We start from the raw sequence: 17,525 nt of genomic DNA, 5'->3' as shown, positions 1-17,525 counted from the left end.
ATAAAGTCTTGTCACGGGATATACCACCATGGAACTTCGCCATTTACGTTACTTCATCATGGTGGCCGAAGAGCGACATTTCACCCGCGCCGCCGCTCGCCTGAACATGCAGCAGCCGCCCCTCAGCCAACAGATACGTGCCCTCGAACAAGAGCTGGGATTCGACCTGTTCAAGCGCCACCCCAAGGGCGTCGACCTGACTGCCGGCGGGCTGGTGTTTCTCGATGAAGCGCGAGTGATCCTCGCCCGCGTCGAGCAAGGTTCCCTCAAGGCGGCTCGCGCTGCCCAGGGTATCGAAGGCACGTTGGTCATTGCCTTCACCAGTTCCGCCGCCGCCCACCCGCTGATCCCGCGAATCATCCGCGCCTACCGCGAGCAATACCCGGGCGTGGAGCTCTCGATCAACGAAGGCAGCGCCCGGGAAGTCACCGAAGACACCATCGAAAAACGCATCGACATCGGCATCCTCCGCGCACCGGTGGGCGACCACCAGAGCCTCACGTTCCACCGATTGCTCAACGAAGAAATGCTGCTGACCCTGCCCGTCGGGCATGCGCTGCTCAAGGACGCCGAGCCAAAAATCACCATGGCCGACCTCAAGGACGAACGCTTCATCCTGGTCCGCCGCCCCGGCGCGCCGGGGATGTACGCCAACCTGATCAAGGCCTGCCAGAACGCCGGTTTCGAGCCGAAGATTGCCTTTGAAGTGGAGCGCATGCTGACCAACGTCAGCCTGGTGGCCGCAGGCGAAGGCATCTCGGTGGTGCCGGCGTCGATGCGCGACGTGCATCGCGAAAGCGTGGTGTACTGCCGGATCAGCGATGCACGGCCAAGGTTGCTGGCACCGATCACCCTGGTGCGGCGCGCGTTCAATCCGTCGACGCCGTTGCAGAATTTCATTGGGCTGGCGCGGGAGTTGGCGGGGGTTTATCGCAAGGGTTGAGTCATCGCGTGAAAACTCTCGGTGAGCAGTTCCACTGCCGCGCGGATGCTGTCGCTTTGCCGTGGAACGGCGTACAGGCCGTAGTTGACACTCAAAATAGGCCCATCGCTTTCAGCCAAGGAAATGATGCGCATGGTCTCCGGCCGAATATTCTCCGCCGGCAGCAAGGCCACACCCAATCCGCCCTCCACCGCTGCGGTGATTACGCCAATGTTCGGGCTGGTCACCGTGACCCGAAAATCCCGCCCGGCGTTCAGCAAGGCATCAAACATCAAGCGCCGCCAGGCGCAGGGTTCGGCATACACGATGACATCCAGCGGCAGCGCCGCATCGATTTCTTCATCAATCGCGCACACCCAGTACAGCTCGACGTTCCAGGCGTGCACAGGGTCGGCGTTGAACGATGAGCTGACGCCAATGGCCACGTCCAGCTCGCCGTCACTCCAACGTTCGGCGAGTGCGTCGCCGTGATCAACAACGACCTCCAGGTGTACATGCGGGCAGGCGCGCCGCAGCCGGCCGAGCGCTGCCGGCAACGCCGATACCGCCACGTCTTCCGAGAGCCCGACGCGCACATTGCCCATCACCGTGCGCTCTTTCAGGCGCGCTGCTACCGTCTCGCCCAAGGCCAGAATGCGCGTCGCGTAGGTGAGCAGCAGTTCGCCTTCGGTAGTGGGCACCACGCCCCGACCTGTTCTGCGCAACAGCCGCTGGCCTAGCAACTCCTCAAGCCGGCGGATTTGTGCGCTTAGGGCCGATTGCGCCCTGCCCGCCTGCTGGGCTGCGCCACTCAGGCTGCCGTGCTGGCATACCGAGATAAAGGTTCGTAGCAGATAGGGTTCAAACGCGTCAGATATCATGTTTGGGTTAACTCTGAATCAACAGCTATCACCCTACCTCGATAGCTTGAGCATGACTACCCTGCTGGAACGTTATCAACCAGGAAGAGCCTCATGACCCAGCTCCAGAACCAACGCATCGTACTGGCCGCCCGCCCCGACGGGCGCCCGCAACCCAGCGATTTTCGCGTGGAGTACAGCGCGATTCCCGAGCCTGCCGAAGGCGAAGTGTTGCTGGAAAACCTCTATCTGTCCCTCGACCCCTACATGCGCTGGCGCATGAGTGCGGCCAAATCCTATGCCGAGCCAGTGGGCATCGGCGAGGTGATGGTGGGCGGCACGGTCGCGCGGATCAAACATTCACGAAACCCGTTGTGGCAAGAGGGCGACATCGTGCTTGCCTATGCCGGCTGGCAGCGATTTGCGCTCTCGGACGGCCTCGATCTGCGGCTTCTGGATCCGGGCATCGCCCACCCCAGCACAGCGCTGGGAGTTCTTGGAATGCCGGGGTTCACCGCGTACTCGGGGTTGCTCACTATCGGCCAACCCAAGCCCGGTGACACCGTGGTAGTGGCGGCGGCGAGTGGCGCAGTGGGCTCGGTTGTCGGCCAGATCGCCCGCATCAAGGGCGCACGCGCGGTGGGTATCGCGGGTGGGCCGGAGAAATGCGCATTCGTGAAAAATGAACTCGGGTTTGATGCCGTCATCGACCATCGCGCAGCGGATTTTGCCCAGCAGTTGGCCGAAGCCTGCCCCAATGGAATTGACGTTTACTTCGAAAATGTCTCGGGGGCGGTTTGGGATGCCGTGAGGCCGCTGCTCAATGACTTTGCGCGGATACCCGTATGTGGGCTGATCGCCCATTACAACGACCGCTCGGTGCCCGGGCAACAGGTCGACCGACTGCCGGCGACTATGCACGACATCCTCGCCAAGAGCCTCACAGTGCGCGGCTTTATCCAGACCGAGTTTGTTGACGAGCAGCAGGACGACTTCTTGCAGGAAGCAGCGCAGTGGATTGATCAGGGCAAGCTGAAGTGGCGCGAAGACATTGTCGAGGGCCTAGAGCAAGCGCCTGAGGCGTTTATCGGGCTGCTGGAGGGGCGCAACTTCGGCAAGTTGATTGTGCGACTGGCTTGACGCCTCAATCCACCACGAACAACTTCGCCCCGACGGTAGTCGATGACCGATGCCCCTCCATGTCATTGCCCACCTGATAACTCATCCCGGCAGTCAGCGTGAACTGCCGGCCATCCTCCAGCTCGGTGTGCAGCTCACCTTCCAGGCACAGCAGGATATGCCCGCGCCAACACCAGTGATCAGCCAGGTAACCGGCGCTGTATTCGACCATGCGCACGCGGGTTGAACCGAACTGGCAAGTGCGCCAATACGCACTGCCGGTTTCGCCGGGATGCATCACCGGCTCGAGGGTCGACCAGTCGGTGGTGCCAAAGGGGATTGCGGTCAGGTCCATGGTTTTCTCGGCATTGAATAGGTATGGATGAACCGTATCTATAAGGTGAATGCCGCGATAGAGACAGATCCGCTGCATTTGCGGGATACAGGGCGATGACTCTTGGTATCCTGCCAAGCCTCTTCGCATGGAAGCCCGTCGATGAAGATCGATCCATCCTTTGTTGTGCATGAGACCGAGCACTGGCTGCTCAATCATCACCTGTCATCCGCACTGCCGGGCTACCTGATGCTGGGTGCCAAGGCGCCGGTTGACTCACTGGCCGAGATGCCCGATGCGGCGCTCGCGGAGCTGGGTGGGTTGCTGGCCAAAACCCAGCGGGTCATGGAGGCTCAGTTGAAGCCCAAGTGGCTTTACATCAGCCGGTTCGGGCATATGCCGGGCTTCCCGCTGCACTTTCATTTCATACCGGTGTATGGATGGGTTGAAGCGCTGTTCTGGCAGGATGAGCGCTATCGGGTGTTGCAGAATTTCGGGACGCAGCAGAAGGCTACCGACGGTGCGGAGCTGACGCTTTTTATCTGGCGGGAGTTTGGTGAGAGCCCTACGCCGCCGGTGGTTCAAGGAGCTTCGGTGAGCGAGGTGATCAGGTGTTTGCGTACGGAGTTCAATACCCAAGACGACACATGACCTGTGGCGAGGGAGCTTGCTCCCGCTGGGCTGCGCAGCAGCCCCAAGAAGGTCAGCGAGTTCTTTCAGTCAGATTGCGCTGGCTTTATTGGGGCCGCTTCGCGACCCAGCGGGAGCAAGCTCCCTCGCCACAGCAAGCCCCCTCGCCACAGTTTTTCCGTGTCAGCGAACATTGTGGAGGTGTTTGCGCATAGGAATACAGGCCAGCTGCAACCCCGACGGCGAATGATAGATGGCCTGCTCGGTCCCCACATACCCACACCGTCGATAAAAATCCGCCGCATTCAACGTCGCGTCCAGGATCACTTCCTCAATCCCCAACTCCCGCGCCAACGCCTCCAGATACACCAATATCTGCTTGCCAATCCCGCGTCCGGTAAACCCGGGCAGCACAAACAACGCACCGATTTCGTTGTTCGCCAGATCCAGCATGCCGGTAGCGACCGGCTCACCGTCGACACATCCCAGGTAAAAATGCTTGTCCATCAGCGTGTCGTAACCGTCCTTGGCTGCGCCTTGCGTCCACAACATCATCTGCTCGGACGTATAGGCGCCGATGCATTGGCTGCGTATGGCCAACAGGCGAATGTCGAAGGCTGCCTGTGCATCTTCCAGCGTGGCGCGTCGTATCTCGAGCATCTGTCCCTCCATGGACGTCAGGCGTTCTCGTCACCCGGTCGGGTAAACGAATAGCGATCAATATCGGTCCTCAGCTGCCAGCCCTGGCCCTGCCAATAACGGGCAGCGCTGTCGTTGGACTTGAACACATCCAGGTGGCATTTGCGGATGCCCAATTGCGCCAGGCTGGTGAGGCAGCGCTCAACCAACGCGTTCGCAATACCCTGGCGCCGATACGCGGGCAGCACCAGCAAGTGCTGCAAATACCCGCGCCGGCCATCGTGCCCGCACATCACGCACCCAACCAGCCCCCCATCGACCTCGGCGACGAAACTCATGCCTGGATTGCGCTCCAGGTAACGCTCAGTGGCCTCGCGGGAGTCGGCATCGCGCAGGGAGATGCCAGGCGTTTTCTGCATCAGTTCGAGCACGGCGTCGTAGTCGGCAGTGCTCATTACGCGAATAGTGACCATGGTGTTCAAAGCCCTCTGAGTTCGCGCTGATTTTGCCTGTAGTTGTGCCGGCCGCGCACGCATAAATACACGACCGGATAACCGCTTGAGTCAACGCAGCTGAAACCAGGTGGTTTTCAGCTGCGTGTACTTGTCAAAAGCGTGCAGCGACAAATCACGCCCGAACCCGGATTGCTTGCCACCACCGAACGGCACCGCCACATCCAGGGCGTCGATGGTGTTGACCGACACCGTCCCGGCATTCAGGGCACGGGCCACACGGTGCGCACGGTTGAGGTCATCACTCCATACCGAGGCCGCCAGGCCGTAGAGGCTGTCGTTGGCCTGCTGTATCGCCTGCTCTTCCGTGTCGAAAGCGCTGACGGCAAGCACCGGGCCGAACACTTCATCACGGGACAGGGCCATGTCGCGGGTCACACCGGCAAAAATGGTTGGCTGGATGAAGTTGGAGGAGCCATTGATGGTCAACTGTTCGCCACCGCACAACAGCCTGGCGCCCTCCCCCTGGGCCTGGCTGATGGCGTGCATGATGCGTGCGGTTTGCTGACTGTCGACGATGGCACCGGCCGCACTGCCCGGGTCCAGCGGATCACCCGGTATCCAGGCGCGCGACTTGGCGATCAGGCGCTCGACGAATTCGTCATGGATGGAGCGTTGCACGTAGAGACGGGAGTTGGCCGAACACACTTCGCCCTGGTTGAAAAAGATGCCGAAGGCGGCCTTCTGCGCCGCAAGGTCAAGGTCCTGGCAGTCCTCAAACACCAGGTTCGGGCTCTTGCCGCCACACTCCAGCCACACCTGTTTCAGGTTGGACTGGGCGGAATACTGCATGAAGTATTTGCCCACCTGAGTGGAGCCGGTGAACACCAGGCAATCCACGTCGGGGTGCAGCCCCAGGGCCTTGCCGGCACTGTCGCCGAGGCCGGGCACCACATTCAACACACCTTCCGGGACACCGGCTTCCAGGGCAAGCTGGGCCAGGCGCAGGGCAGAAAACGGCGACTGCTCGGCAGGTTTCAAGACCACGCTGTTACCGGCCGCCAACGCCGGCGCGAGTTTCCAGGCGGCCATGTCGAGCGGGAAGTTCCACGGCACCACCGCCGCGATCACCCCCAGTGCTTCACGCGTGATGGTTGCCAACGCGTTGTGAGCGGTGGGCGCGACTTGATCGTAGAGCTTGTCGAGGGCTTCGCCGTACCAGGCAAACACATTGGCGGCGCCGGGCACGTCAACGTTGTAGGCGTCCATCACCGGCTTGCCCATGTTCAGCGAATCGAGCAGCGCCAGTTCCTCGCGGTGGGTCATCAGTAATTCGGAGAGCCTGATCAAAATTTTCTTGCGCTCCACCGGCGGCATCCGTCGCCAGGGGCCGGTCTCGAAGGCCTGGCGTGCGCTGCGCACGGCCAGGTCGACTTCTGCGTCACCGCAGGCTGCAACCCGCGACAGCAACTGCTGGGTCGCAGGGTTAATGGCATCGAAGGTCGCCCCGGATGCCGCATTCACTGAGCGGCCACCGATCAGGGCGGTGTTGATGAACGTCTGGCGGGCAACACGCTGTTGCCAGTAGTTAAGGTCGAACACGTTGTACTCCCAATGAATGGCGATGGATAAAAGAGGGGTTCACTCGGCGATCTGCAGTTCCGGCATCTTCACGCGCAGCCCCCGCGTGATGCCCAGCAGGCACAGGAGCCCAAGCCCCATCCAGCACAGGCCGATGGTGAACGACAGGCTGGAAAGGCTGCTCCATAGCCAGATCGTGCTGAGGAACCCAAGCGCCGGCACAACGGCGTACAGCAAGTAGTTCCTGGTACCGCGCAACTTCTGGTCGACCAGGTAGTGCTTGATCACCGCCAGGTTTACCGCCGAGAACGCAAACAGCGCACCGAAGCTGATCATGTTGGCGACGGTATCCAACGTGATGAACAAGGCAATCAGCGAGAACAGGCTGACCAGCACGATGGCCGTGGCGGGCAAGCGCTTTTTCGTCACCAGCTTGCCAAGCACGCGGGGCAGCGCGCCGTCACGCCCCATGGCGAACAGCACCCGCGACACACTGGCCTGGGAGACCATCGCCGAGGCGAAGCAACCGGCGACATAGGTTGCGGTAAAGGCGGTCACCAGCAGTTCGCCGCCCACCCGGCGCATCACATCCACCGAGGCGGCATCCGGGTCGACGAAGCTGTTCCATTGCGGGAACACCATTTGCGCGAAATACGAAACCAGCAGGAACAGCAGGCCGCCGAACAGCGACACCACCATGATCGCCAACGGGATGGTGCGGCGTGGGTTGGGGGTTTCCTCGGCCATGGTCGACACCGCATCGAAGCCAAGAAACGACAGGCACAGCACCGCGGCGCCCGCCATGATCAGCGGCGCGCTGAAGCCTTCATGGTGGAATGGCGCCAGCAGCGACACGGGTGCGGACTGCTCGCTCAGGGTGTGCACCGACAACGCCACGAACACCACGATGAACACCAACTGGGCGACGATGAGTATCCAGTTGACCCGGGTGATGGACTCGATGCCCACCAGGTTCAGCGTGGTCACCAGGGCAATCGAGCCGAGCACCCACACGGCGGTCGGCACCCCGGGAAAATACTCGGACATGTAGATGCCGATCAGCAAATAGCTGAGCAACGGCAGGAAGATGTAGTCCAGCAACAGGGTCCACCCGGCGATGAAGCCGAAGTAGGCGCCAAACGCCTTGCGGGTGTAGGAGTAGACCGAGCCCGAATAGGGATGCGCCTGGACCATGCGCCCATAGCTGTAGGCCGTCAGCAGCATGGCGGCGAGAGTCAGCATGTAGGCGGTCGGCAAGTGGCCCTTGGTCATTTGGGTCACCAGCCCGTAGGTGGTAAACACCGCCAGCGGCACCATGTACGCCAGGCCGAACAACACCAGCCCGATAAGACCCAGCGGCTGACGGAAGCGGCGGGACGAGGCGGCTTTGGGTGAGGATTGATGAGCGGGTGTATCGGTCACGTTTGTTATTGTATTCATGGGTGACTCCTGGAAATGGGGATGCAGGGCGTCGCGGCATTCGATGGCATCGATGCCGTTCAGCGTTGCCTGATGGAGGTTGCGCACCACCCCTCGCCTGGGGTGGCGCGCTGGTCACTTCAGCGTTTTCCCGCGATCCGTGCGGTGCGATCCACGGCGATGCGGGTCTTTTCAACCAGCTCGTCCAGCTCAGTGCGCGTGGCCACCAGTGCCGGTGCCATGATCATGCGGCCCAGCGTCGAGCGAATGATTACGCCCTCTTCGAAACCAAACGTGCGGCACTGCCAGGCCAGGTCGTTTTCGTTCTCGAAGCGCTTGCGGGTGCTCTTGTCTTCAGCGAACTGCAAGGCCGCGAGCAAGCCCGTGCCCTGGATCTCGCCGATCATCGGGTGATTGCCAAACACTTCATGGAGGATTTTTTGCAGGTACGGTCCGGTGTCGTTCTTCACCTGGCGCACGATGCCTTCGTCCCGCAGCGCCTTGAGGTTGGCCAGCGCCACCGCCGCCGCCACCGGGTGCCCGGAATAGGTCAGCCCGTGGGCAAACACGCCGCCGCGCTCCACCAGCGCATCGGCCACGCGCTTGCTCAGCACCAGGCCACCCATCGGCAGGTAACCGGAGGTCAGGCCCTTGGCGATGGACAGGGTGTCGGGCTCGAAACCGAAGTGTTGATGGGCGAACCATTCGCCGGTACGGCCAAAGCCACCAATCACCTCATCGGCACACAGCAGCACATCGTATTGCCGGCAAATGCGCTGGATCTCGGGCCAGTAGCTTTCCGGCGGGAAGATCATGCCGCCCGCGCCCTGGAACGGCTCGGCGATAAACCCGGCGACGTTTTCAGCGCCCAGCTCGAGGATTTTCTCTTCCAGCTGCAAGGCGCAGCGGCGGCCGAACTCGGCAGGCGTCAGCTCGCCGCCATGGGCGTACCAGTAGGGTTCGTCAATGTGTGCCACGTCGGGAATCAGGCCGCCCATCTCGTGCATGAACTTCATGCCGCCCAGGGCAGACGCCGCCAGCGTGGAGCCGTGATAACCATTCCAGCGCCCGATCATGATTTTTTTCTGCGGCTGGCCGACCACTTGCCAGTAACGGCGCACGGTACGGATCAGTACTTCGTTGGCCTCGGAGCCGGAGTTGGTGTAAATCACGTGGCTGTAGTGGCCCGGCAACAGGCTGAAGAGCAACTCCGACAGCTCGATCACCGCCGGGTGGGTGGTGTGGAAGAACATGTTGTAGTACGCCAACTGGTCCATCTGCGCGGCAGCGGCAGCGGTCAAGTCCCTGCGACCGTAACCCAGCTGGGTGCACCACAGGCCCGACATGCCGTCCAGGTAACGCTTGCCTTCGCTGTCCCACAGGTAAAGGCCCTCACCGCGCACCATCACCCGCGGGCCTTCGGCATTCAGCGCTTTTTGATCGACAAATGCATGGATGTGGTGGGCCGCATCCGACTTCTGGTAGTCCTCGGTCAGGCGGTTCAGTTGGGCGGGTACGTTCATGGTATTTCTCTCTTATTAGTAGTGACGCAAGGGCGAGCAACGCCGCTCAGCGGTGCTTGCTCATGTAGCTTTCAAGGGGGTCTTTGCTCAGCACTCCCTGGGCTTCGGCCAGCGAATCGATAAACAGGGCAAACAGTTCCGATTGCGCGCCGATATCGAGCTTGGTGTAGATGTGTTTGCGGTGGGACTTGATGGTGTCTTCCGAGACGTCGAGGCGTTCGGCCAGCGAACGGGTGGAATGCCCGCGCAGGATCAGTTGGGCGATCCGGCATTCCCGCTCGGTCAATATCGACGAGCCGAAGTTGTTCAGCGCCGAGTGAATGCGCTGCTCCAGCAGGTTTTCAAAACGCGCCCCCTGGGCATCCAGGCCAACGAAATGCTTGCCCAGCACCGCCAGCACCCACGCCGCGATGCGTTTGAATTGGCCGGTGATGGTGGCGTCGAGCTTTTGCGTAAAGGCCAGCGACACCGCCAGGCTCGAGCCGTTGCTCGACTGCAGGATGTAGTTCAGCTCATCCTCCAGATGGGAGTGCCGGTAAAACGACTGGAAGTATTCGCTGAGCTCGAAGTGATCGGGGGCGACCTCGGCCAGCTCGTAACACCCGGAGCTGACGCCCTCCACACAGGCCCCGTAAAACGGGTCGAGCAGATAAAACCCCGACAGGTACTGGCGCACATTGCCTTGTGGCAACCATGGCCCGTCCAGCTCGAACAGCGCACTGGGCATGCCGCCGCGCGGGTAGAAATACAGCGTGGTGGCCTGGATCGGCTGGAGATAACCGAGAGCCTCGAACAAGGTCGCGGCGAACCCCGATTGCCCGATGCTATCGGTCACCCGGGCCATCTGTTCGAACCATTGCGCAGAAGAAAGCCGGTCGTTTTCCACTTCAAACACTCGCTGAAAGAACTGCAAGGATGGTTGCACACCCGCTCCATCCTCGAAATCACCCGATAGGGTGAGCCTGCATCCGATATTTATGCTCACTTCCCAGCTTAATAATATTTTATTAAAAACCGCCCTCCCCCTAGCCTTGAAGCCATGCCCAAGCTGAATCCAACTGCATTACGCAAGGACAGACACATGACTCAAGCAATAACAAAAACAGACACGCTGGTGGTGGGAGCCGGTCAGGCTGGCGTCGCCATGAGCGAGCACCTGAGCAAGCAAGGCGTGCCGCACCTGGTGCTGGAGCGCAGCCGTATCGCCGAGCGCTGGCGCACCGGCCGCTGGGACTCGCTGGTTGCCAACGGCCCGGCCTGGCATGACCGTTTTCCGGGCCTGGCCTTCGATAACGTCGCCCCCGATGGCTTTGCGCCGAAAGAGCGTGTGGCGGACTACTTCGAAGCCTATGCACGCAAGTTCAATGCACCGATTCGTACCGGCGTCGACGTGACCTCGGTGGTGCGCAATATCGGTCGCCCCGGCTTCACCATCCACACCAGCGAAGGCGTGATCGAAGCCAACCGCGTGGTGGCGGCCACCGGGCCGTTCCAGAAGCCGGTGATTCCGGCGATTGCCCCTCAAGACAGCGCGCTGCACCAGATCCACTCCGCCGACTACCGCAACCCCGCGCAACTGCCGGCCGGCGCGGTGCTGGTGGTGGGGGCGGGTTCCTCCGGGGTGCAGATCGCCGACGAACTGCAACGCTCCGGGCGCCAGGTGTACCTGTCGGTGGGTGCTCACGACCGCCCACCGCGTGCCTATCGCAACCGCGATTTCTGCTGGTGGCTGGGCGTGTTGGGTGAGTGGGACCAGGCCGCGATGAAACCCGGCCGCGAGCACGTGACCATTGCGGTGAGCGGCGCCCACGGCGGCAAGACCATCGACTTCCGCGAGCTGGCCCAGCAAGGCATGACCCTGGTCGGCCTGACCCAATCCTTCAACGGCAGCGTTGCGAGCTTCCAGCCCAACCTGGTGGAAAACCTGGCCCGCGGCGATGAGAACTACCTGGCCCTGCTGGATGCGGCGGATGCCTATATCGAGCGCAACGGCCTCGACCTGCCGCCAGAGCCCGAAGCGCGTCGTGCGTTTCCCGATGCCGAGTGCATCAAGCACCCGATCCTGGAACTGGACCTGGCCAAGGCCGGTATCACTTCAATCATCTGGGCAACCGGGTTTGCCGTGGATTACAGCTGGCTGAAGGTCGATGCATTTGACGCCGCCGGCAAGCCGCAGCACCAGCGCGGCGTAGCCAGCGAGTCGGGCATCTACTTCCTCGGTTTGCCATGGCAGTCGCGCCGGGGCTCGTCGTTTATCTGGGGCGTGTGGCATGACGCCAAGTACGTGGCCGACCATATCGCCATCCAGCGTCAATACCTTGAGTACCGCGAACCCACACCGGTTGTTCACACCTCACCTGTCAGCGCCTGATCACTTTTTTCTGGAGTTTTTTTGATGCCTACTCACACTCGCATCCGCATGTTCAACACCAAGGAAACCTACCCTAACCAGAGCCTGGACAATGACCTGTGCCAGGCCGTACGCGCCGGCAACACGGTGTATGTACGGGGCCAGGTGGGCACCGATTTCGACGGCAACCTGATCGGCCTTGGCGACCCGCGCGCGCAAGCCGAACAGGCAATGAAAAACGTCAAGCAACTGCTGGAAGAGGCCGGCAGCGACCTGAGCCACATCGTCAAGACCACCACCTACCTGATCGATCCGCGCTACCGCGAGCCGGTGTACCAGGAAGTCGGCAAGTGGCTCAAGGGCGTGTTCCCGATCTCCACCGGGTTGGTGGTTTCGGCCCTGGGCCAGCCACAGTGGCTGATGGAAATCGACGTGATTGCAGTTATCCCCGAGTAACCCAAGGAGGCACGACATGACCTTTTCAATCGTCGCCCGCTGCGCGGAAACCGGCCAGATGGGCATTGCTATCAGCTCATCGAGCATCGCCGTAGGCGCCCGCTGCCCATGGCTGCGGCCCGGCGTGGGTGCGGTCTCGACCCAGAACATCACCCTGCCCGCCCTCGGCCCGGACGTACTCGATCTATTGGAGCAAGGCCTTGCCCCTGCCGATGCCGTAGACAAGGCCCTGACCCGCAACGGCTACAGCCAATACCGGCAACTGACGGCGATTGATCACCTCGGGCGCACGGTGCATTTCAGCGGCAACGAAACCCTTGGCACCCACAATGCGGTGTCGGGCGAACAGTGCGTGGCCGCCGGCAATATGCTCGCCGACCGCGCGGTGATCGAGGCGATGGTCAAGGCCTTCGAGCAAGGCGAAGGCCAACTGGCAGACCGCCTGCTGGCCGCGATGCATGCGGCCATTGCCGCCGGGGGCGAAGCCGGGCCGGTGCATTCCGCCGCGCTGGTGGTGGTGGGCGAGCTGACCTGGCCGATCATCAACCTGCGGGTGGATTGGGCCGACGAGCAGCCGATCGCCGAGCTGCAAAAGCTCTGGGACGCCTACCGTCCACAGGTGCAGGACTACATCGACCGCGCCCTCGCCCCGGACCGCTCCCCTGGCTACGGCGTGGCCGGAGACGACCGATGAGCACCAGCCGCGAACTGCTGCAGGCGCTGGTGGGGTTTGATACCACCAGCCGCGAATCCAACCTGAAGCTGATCGAGTTCGTGCGCGATTACCTGGCAGGGTTCGGCGTGCCTTGCGAGTTGATCTACAACGATGAGCGCAGCAAGGCCAATCTGTTCGCCACCCTCGGCCCGGCGAATGTGCCCGGGATTGTGCTGTCGGGGCACACCGATGTGGTGCCGGTAGATGGCCAGCCGTGGACGTTGCCGCCGTTTGAGTTGACCGAACGCGACGGCAAGCTGTTTGGCCGGGGCACGGCGGACATGAAGGGCTACATCGCCTGTGTACTGGCGCTGGTGCCGGCCTTGGCAAGCGCAGACTTGCGCATGCCGGTGCACATCGCCCTGTCCTACGACGAGGAAGTCGGCTGCCTTGGGGTGCGTTCGTTGCTCAAGGTGCTGGAACAATGGCCGGTGAAACCGCTGCTGTGCATTATCGGCGAGCCCACCGAGTTGAAGCCGGTGCTGGGCCATAAAGGCAAGCTCGCCATGCGCTGTGAAGTGCATGGCGAGGCCTGCCATTCGGCGTATGCGCCCCAGGGCGTGAATGCGATCGAGTATGCGGCCGAGTTGATTGGTGAGCTGGGGCGAATCGGCCAGCGCCTCAAGGTGCATCAGGACGAGCGCTTTGACCCGCCGTTCAGCACCGTGCAAACCGGGGTGATCTCCGGGGGCAAGGCGTTGAATATCGTGCCTGCCGATTGCCGTTTTGACTTTGAAGTGCGCGCCCTGCCCTCGATGGACCCGGGTGAAGTGGCCGAGGAGCTGCAAGCCTATGCGATGCAGCAGGTGCTGCCGCGGATGCAGGCGGTGAGCCGGCAGAGTGCGATTCGCTTCAGTGAGTTGTCGGCGTACCCGGGGCTGGCCACCGACCAGCGCAGCCAGGCGGCGGAGCTGATTGCGGCGTTTTGCGGCTCGCGGGAATTTGGCACCGTGGCGTTCGGGACCGAGGGTGGGTTGTTTGATGCGGCGGGCATTCCGACGGTGGTGTGCGGGCCTGGGAGCATGGACCAGGGGCATAAGCCGGATGAGTTTGTGAGTGTTGCGCAACTGAAGGCTTGCGATGCCATGTTGTTGCGCATGCTCGACTCGATTCGCGCCTGAAACGCGGGCCAAATGTGGGAGCGGGCTTGCTCGCGAATGCGGTGTGACAGTCACCCGATGTATTGACTGATCCACCGCWTTCGCGAGCAAGCCCGCTCCCACATTTTTAGTTCTGTGTCTAACCTAACAACCGCGCCAGCTCTTCCCGGCAATACTCCACAAACAACTGCACCGGCTTGGTCAACGGCGCCCGCCGCAACCACACCGCCGACAACCCCGACCCCGTCACCGTCTCCGCCAACGGCACGCACACCAGCTTCTGCCCGTCATAGGAATACGGCGAAAACGGCTTGGTCACCAGGATCGAAAACCCGAACCCGCGCCCCACCATCCCCCGCACCATCTCGATCGACGGCGAACTGAAGACAATATTCGGCGTCAGCCCACGCTCTTCAAAGATGCTCACGAAGTACGTCCGGCTCGGCAGCACATCCAGCAAAATCATCGGTTCCAGCACCAAGTCCGCCAACGACACCTTGGCCTGCTGCGCAAACCGGTGATCCGCCGGCAGCAACGCATAGGGTTGCTGCGGCGGCATCAGCGGCGTGGTCTCGATGGCGCTGCCAAGGTCATGCTCAAACAGCATCGCCACATCGATACTGCCGGCCGTCAGCGCCTGCACCAGTTCCTGCTGTTCGCCATCGCGCAGACGGATTTCCACCCCCGGCCAACGCTCCCGGAAACCGGCAATCAAGCGCGGCAAATACAGCGGTGCCACGGTTTCGAAGCAACCGATATCGATCTGCCCCGCCACCACGTCATTGTCTGCCAGGGCGTTCTGCTCAAACTCATGGGCCACCCGCAGCAGCTCCAGGGCTTTACGATAGAACCGCGCACCGCTTGGCGTCAGCGACACCCCTTGGGCGTGATGGCGGATAAACAGCTGCACACCGAAGCTGTCTTCCAACTGTTTGATGGCCGTCGACACCGACGGTTGCGCGATATAGAGCTTGCGCGAGGCCTCTGCCACGCTGCCGCACTCGGCCGTGGTTACAAAATATCTGAGCTGGCGCAGGTTATAGGCAGCCATCGGGACCTCCATAAACGTGGGATTTCGCCCCAAACAAGTGCGTGAAAATCGGCTTTTTCACACTGATTCAAGTGCATGCAACATACCGGAGCAAAAAACCCCGCGAGATATTATTTTTAAGGTCTATAGCAACAAACTTACTAATTTACCTCCCTGTGACCATTGCACATGATCACTCCAACAACAAAAGCGACGCACACGCGCCGCCCAGCGAAGTACGTCAACGTACTCACCTTGCCTTGGAGCTCGTCATGGTTACCACTGCAACATCCTCCGCCCCGCTTATCGAAAAACACACGATTGGATACGTGCCCCCGGAAGATCGCCACGGAAAGGTAAGAGACCTGTTCACCCTGTGGTTCGGCGGCAACATTGCGCCGTTGCCCATCGTCACCGGCGCGCTGGCCGTGCAACTGTTCGGCCTGAACCTGGTGTGGGGCATCATCGCCATCCTCGTCGGCCACCTCGTCGGCGGCGTGCTGATGGCGCTGCACTCGGCCCAGGGCCCGCAGATGGGCATCCCGCAAATGATCCAGAGCCGCGCCCAGTTCGGCTCCCTTGGCGCACTGCTGGTGGTGGTGATCGCCGGCGTGATGTACATCGGCTTCTTCGCCTCCAACATCGTACTGGCGGGCAAATCCCTGCACGGCGTCGTCGACGCGATCCCGGTACCGGTAGGCATCGTCATCGGCGCCATCGGCTCGGGGATCATCGGCATCATCGGCTACCGCTTCATCCACGTCCTCAACCGCATCGGTACCTGGGTGCTGGGCGCGGGCATCGTGCTGGGTTTTGGCTACATCTTCACCCATGTGCAGACGGCCGACTTCCTGACGCGCGGTAACTTCAACATCTCCGGCTGGCTGGCCACCGTGTCGCTGGCCGCGCTGTGGCAAATCGCGTTTGCGCCGTATGTGTCTGACTACTCCCGCTACCTGCCGGCGGATGTGCCGGTGGCGTCGACCTTCTGGACCACCTATCTGGGCACCGTGCTCGGTTCCAGCCTGTCGTTCATCTTTGGTGCGGTTGCGGTACTGGCTACGCCGGTGGGCATGGACACCATGGACGCGGTCAAACTGGCGACCGGCTCCATTGGCCCGCTGATGCTGTTGCTGTTCCTGCTTAGTGTGATCAGCCACAACGCGCTTAACCTGTACGGCGCCGTGCTGTCATTGATCACCCTGGTACAGACCTTCGCCTACCGCTGGATCCCCACCGCCAAGGCGCGTGCAGTGATCTCGGTGCTGGTGCTGGCGGCGTGCTCGATTGCGGCGGTGTTTGCGTCGAAGGATTTTATCGGGCACTTCGTGGACATGGTGCTGGTGCTGCTGGTGGTACTGGTGCCGTGGACGGCGATCAACCTGATCGACTTCTATGCGATCCATAAGGGCAAGTACGACATCGGTTCGATCTTTCGCGTGGATGGCGGGATTTATGGCCGGTACAACCCCCAGGCGCTGGTGGCCTATGCGGTGGGGATTGTGGTGCAGATTCCGTTTATGAATACGCCGCTGTATGTGGGGCCGATTTCGGCGCATATCAACGGGGCGGATTTGTCCTGGTTGGTGGGGTTGGTGGTGACGTCGCCGTTGTATTTCTGGTTGGCGAGTCGGGACAGTGCGTATAAGCGTCGGTTGGAGGGGGGGAAGTTGGTGGGTGGGGTTTAATAGAGCCTGTCTCAGTTACGAGAAAACCCGCATTTGCGGGTTTTCCAGTTATCCGGCTTGGCGAATATTGATGGTGCCAGGAAGGCCGCCATCGCGGCCTCGCTAAAGCTCGACGGCTCCCACAGGGGGTCGGTGGTGTGAGTGGGTTTTGTGTTCGGCGGTGCTGTCGGGGTGTTCTTTCTTTATCATGGGGGCCGTCGTTCAACTTCTCCGGTAACCCAATGCCCGCCCTCACCTTCCGTAACGCCAACCTCGCCGACGCCAACCGTTGCTACGAAATCGAAATCACCGCCTACGAAGGCGACGAAGCCGCGACCCTGGAAAAAATCGCCACGCGCATTGCGCTGTACCCGCAAGGCTTTCTGATCCTGGAGGCGGATGGTGTTGTGATCGGTTTCATCAACTGCGGTTGCGCCGATGAAGTGGTGATGTCGGATGAAGCCTTCAAGGAGTTGGTCGGGCATTCAGCCGATGCGCCGAATGTGGTGATCATGTCGGTGGTGGTGGATCCCGCCCAGCAAGGCAAGGGCTACTCCACGCGCTTGATGACGGAGTTCGTGCAGCGCATGCAGGCGATGGGCAAGAAGACCATTCACCTGATGTGCAAGGACCGCCATGTGGAGCTGTATAAGCGCATGGGCTATCGCTATGTGCAGCCGTCGGCGTCGGACCACGGCGGGATGGCGTGGCATGAGATGGTGATGGAT

At 61.5% G+C, this 17,525-nt stretch carries 18 protein-coding genes and 1 pseudogene; 9 read left to right on the top strand and 10 right to left on the bottom strand.

Features of this window, described 5'->3' with window-relative positions; translation table 11 throughout:
- The first annotated feature begins 28 nt into the window (after window positions 1–28).
- A complete protein-coding gene (locus JV201_RS12700; RefSeq protein WP_219407013.1) occupies window positions 29–943 on the top strand; it encodes a LysR family transcriptional regulator in 915 nt (304 codons plus the stop codon).
- On the opposite strand, the gene JV201_RS12695 is transcribed toward JV201_RS12700, so the two are convergent.
- Window positions 928–1,623, bottom strand: a complete 696-nt coding sequence (locus tag JV201_RS12695; RefSeq protein ID WP_257903329.1) for a substrate-binding domain-containing protein — start codon at window positions 1,621–1,623, stop codon at window positions 928–930. The genes JV201_RS12700 and JV201_RS12695 overlap by 16 nt on opposite strands.
- A gap of 39 nt (window positions 1,624–1,662) precedes the next feature.
- Window positions 1,663–1,803, bottom strand: a pseudogene (locus JV201_RS29670) (LysR family transcriptional regulator); the annotation flags it as partial.
- A 93-nt stretch (window positions 1,804–1,896) separates the two neighbouring features.
- Here JV201_RS29670 and JV201_RS12690 point away from each other — a divergent pair.
- Complete coding sequence (locus JV201_RS12690; RefSeq protein ID WP_003207345.1) at window positions 1,897–2,922, top strand: NADP-dependent oxidoreductase; 1,026 nt, start codon at window positions 1,897–1,899, stop codon at window positions 2,920–2,922.
- Between the two features lie 4 nt (window positions 2,923–2,926).
- Here JV201_RS12690 and JV201_RS12685 read toward each other — a convergent pair whose 3' ends face one another.
- The gene (locus tag JV201_RS12685; protein WP_003207343.1) at window positions 2,927–3,256 is read right to left on the bottom strand and encodes a DHCW motif cupin fold protein; all 330 of its coding nucleotides are present in this window, start codon (window positions 3,254–3,256) and stop codon (window positions 2,927–2,929) included.
- A gap of 141 nt (window positions 3,257–3,397) precedes the next feature.
- Between JV201_RS12685 and JV201_RS12680 the strand changes: the two genes are divergently transcribed.
- Complete coding sequence (locus tag JV201_RS12680; RefSeq protein WP_003207341.1) at window positions 3,398–3,886, top strand: HIT family protein; 489 nt, start codon at window positions 3,398–3,400, stop codon at window positions 3,884–3,886.
- Between the two features lie 162 nt (window positions 3,887–4,048).
- Here JV201_RS12680 and JV201_RS12675 read toward each other — a convergent pair whose 3' ends face one another.
- The 6 genes from JV201_RS12675 to JV201_RS12650 form a co-directional block, all read right to left on the bottom strand.
- Window positions 4,049–4,525, bottom strand: a complete 477-nt coding sequence (locus tag JV201_RS12675; protein WP_219407012.1) for a GNAT family N-acetyltransferase — start codon at window positions 4,523–4,525, stop codon at window positions 4,049–4,051.
- A 17-nt stretch (window positions 4,526–4,542) separates the two neighbouring features.
- Window positions 4,543–5,040: a GNAT family N-acetyltransferase gene (locus tag JV201_RS12670; protein ID WP_219407011.1), complete on the bottom strand. Its 498-nt coding sequence runs from the start codon at window positions 5,038–5,040 to the stop codon at window positions 4,543–4,545.
- A gap of 27 nt (window positions 5,041–5,067) precedes the next feature.
- Window positions 5,068–6,558: an aldehyde dehydrogenase gene (locus JV201_RS12665; protein ID WP_219407010.1), complete on the bottom strand. Its 1,491-nt coding sequence runs from the start codon at window positions 6,556–6,558 to the stop codon at window positions 5,068–5,070.
- Window positions 6,559–6,597: 39 nt separating this feature from the next.
- On the bottom strand, window positions 6,598–7,977 hold the full coding sequence (locus JV201_RS12660) for an APC family permease (protein ID WP_219407009.1): 1,380 nt from the start codon (window positions 7,975–7,977) through the stop codon (window positions 6,598–6,600).
- 119 nt (window positions 7,978–8,096) lie between these two features.
- On the bottom strand, window positions 8,097–9,479 hold the full coding sequence (locus JV201_RS12655; protein WP_134326381.1) for an aspartate aminotransferase family protein: 1,383 nt from the start codon (window positions 9,477–9,479) through the stop codon (window positions 8,097–8,099).
- A 46-nt stretch (window positions 9,480–9,525) separates the two neighbouring features.
- Window positions 9,526–10,365, bottom strand: a complete 840-nt coding sequence (locus tag JV201_RS12650) for a helix-turn-helix transcriptional regulator (protein ID WP_134327660.1) — start codon at window positions 10,363–10,365, stop codon at window positions 9,526–9,528.
- A 153-nt stretch (window positions 10,366–10,518) separates the two neighbouring features.
- Between JV201_RS12650 and JV201_RS12645 the strand changes: the two genes are divergently transcribed.
- The 4 genes from JV201_RS12645 to argE are packed head-to-tail and all read left to right on the top strand — an operon-like array spanning window position 10,519 to window position 14,121.
- Entirely contained in the window at window positions 10,519–11,850 is a 1,332-nt protein-coding gene (locus tag JV201_RS12645) for a flavin-containing monooxygenase (RefSeq protein ID WP_374707365.1), read from the top strand.
- Window positions 11,851–11,874: 24 nt separating this feature from the next.
- On the top strand, window positions 11,875–12,285 hold the full coding sequence (locus tag JV201_RS12640) for a RidA family protein (protein WP_003207327.1): 411 nt from the start codon (window positions 11,875–11,877) through the stop codon (window positions 12,283–12,285).
- Window positions 12,286–12,301: 16 nt separating this feature from the next.
- Complete coding sequence (locus tag JV201_RS12635) at window positions 12,302–12,979, top strand: DUF1028 domain-containing protein (protein WP_003207324.1); 678 nt, start codon at window positions 12,302–12,304, stop codon at window positions 12,977–12,979.
- Window positions 12,976–14,121, top strand: a complete 1,146-nt coding sequence (gene argE / locus JV201_RS12630; protein ID WP_102606138.1) for an acetylornithine deacetylase — start codon at window positions 12,976–12,978, stop codon at window positions 14,119–14,121. Before JV201_RS12635 ends, argE begins: the two co-directional genes overlap by 4 nt.
- 118 nt (window positions 14,122–14,239) lie before the next feature.
- Here argE and JV201_RS12625 read toward each other — a convergent pair whose 3' ends face one another.
- Window positions 14,240–15,151 carry a LysR substrate-binding domain-containing protein gene (locus JV201_RS12625; protein ID WP_003210159.1) on the bottom strand — a complete coding sequence of 304 codons (912 nt, stop codon included), beginning with the start codon at window positions 15,149–15,151 and terminating at the stop codon, window positions 14,240–14,242.
- Window positions 15,152–15,402: 251 nt separating this feature from the next.
- On the opposite strand from JV201_RS12625, the gene JV201_RS12620 reads away from it, so the two are divergent.
- Window positions 15,403–16,818 (top strand): cytosine permease, encoded by a 1,416-nt coding sequence (locus JV201_RS12620; RefSeq protein WP_003210161.1) that lies wholly within the window; start codon window positions 15,403–15,405, stop codon window positions 16,816–16,818.
- A 221-nt stretch (window positions 16,819–17,039) separates the two neighbouring features.
- Window positions 17,040–17,525: GNAT family N-acetyltransferase (locus JV201_RS12615; protein ID WP_219407007.1), on the top strand; the 486-nt coding region annotated here is incomplete at its 3' end.

Origin of the sequence: Pseudomonas sp. Colony2 (genome assembly GCF_019382755.1) — a bacterium.
Lineage (GTDB): Bacteria > Pseudomonadota > Gammaproteobacteria > Pseudomonadales > Pseudomonadaceae > Aquipseudomonas.
The sequence above is the reverse complement of the archived record's forward strand: the minus strand, read 5'-3'. Positions and strand labels throughout refer to the sequence as shown.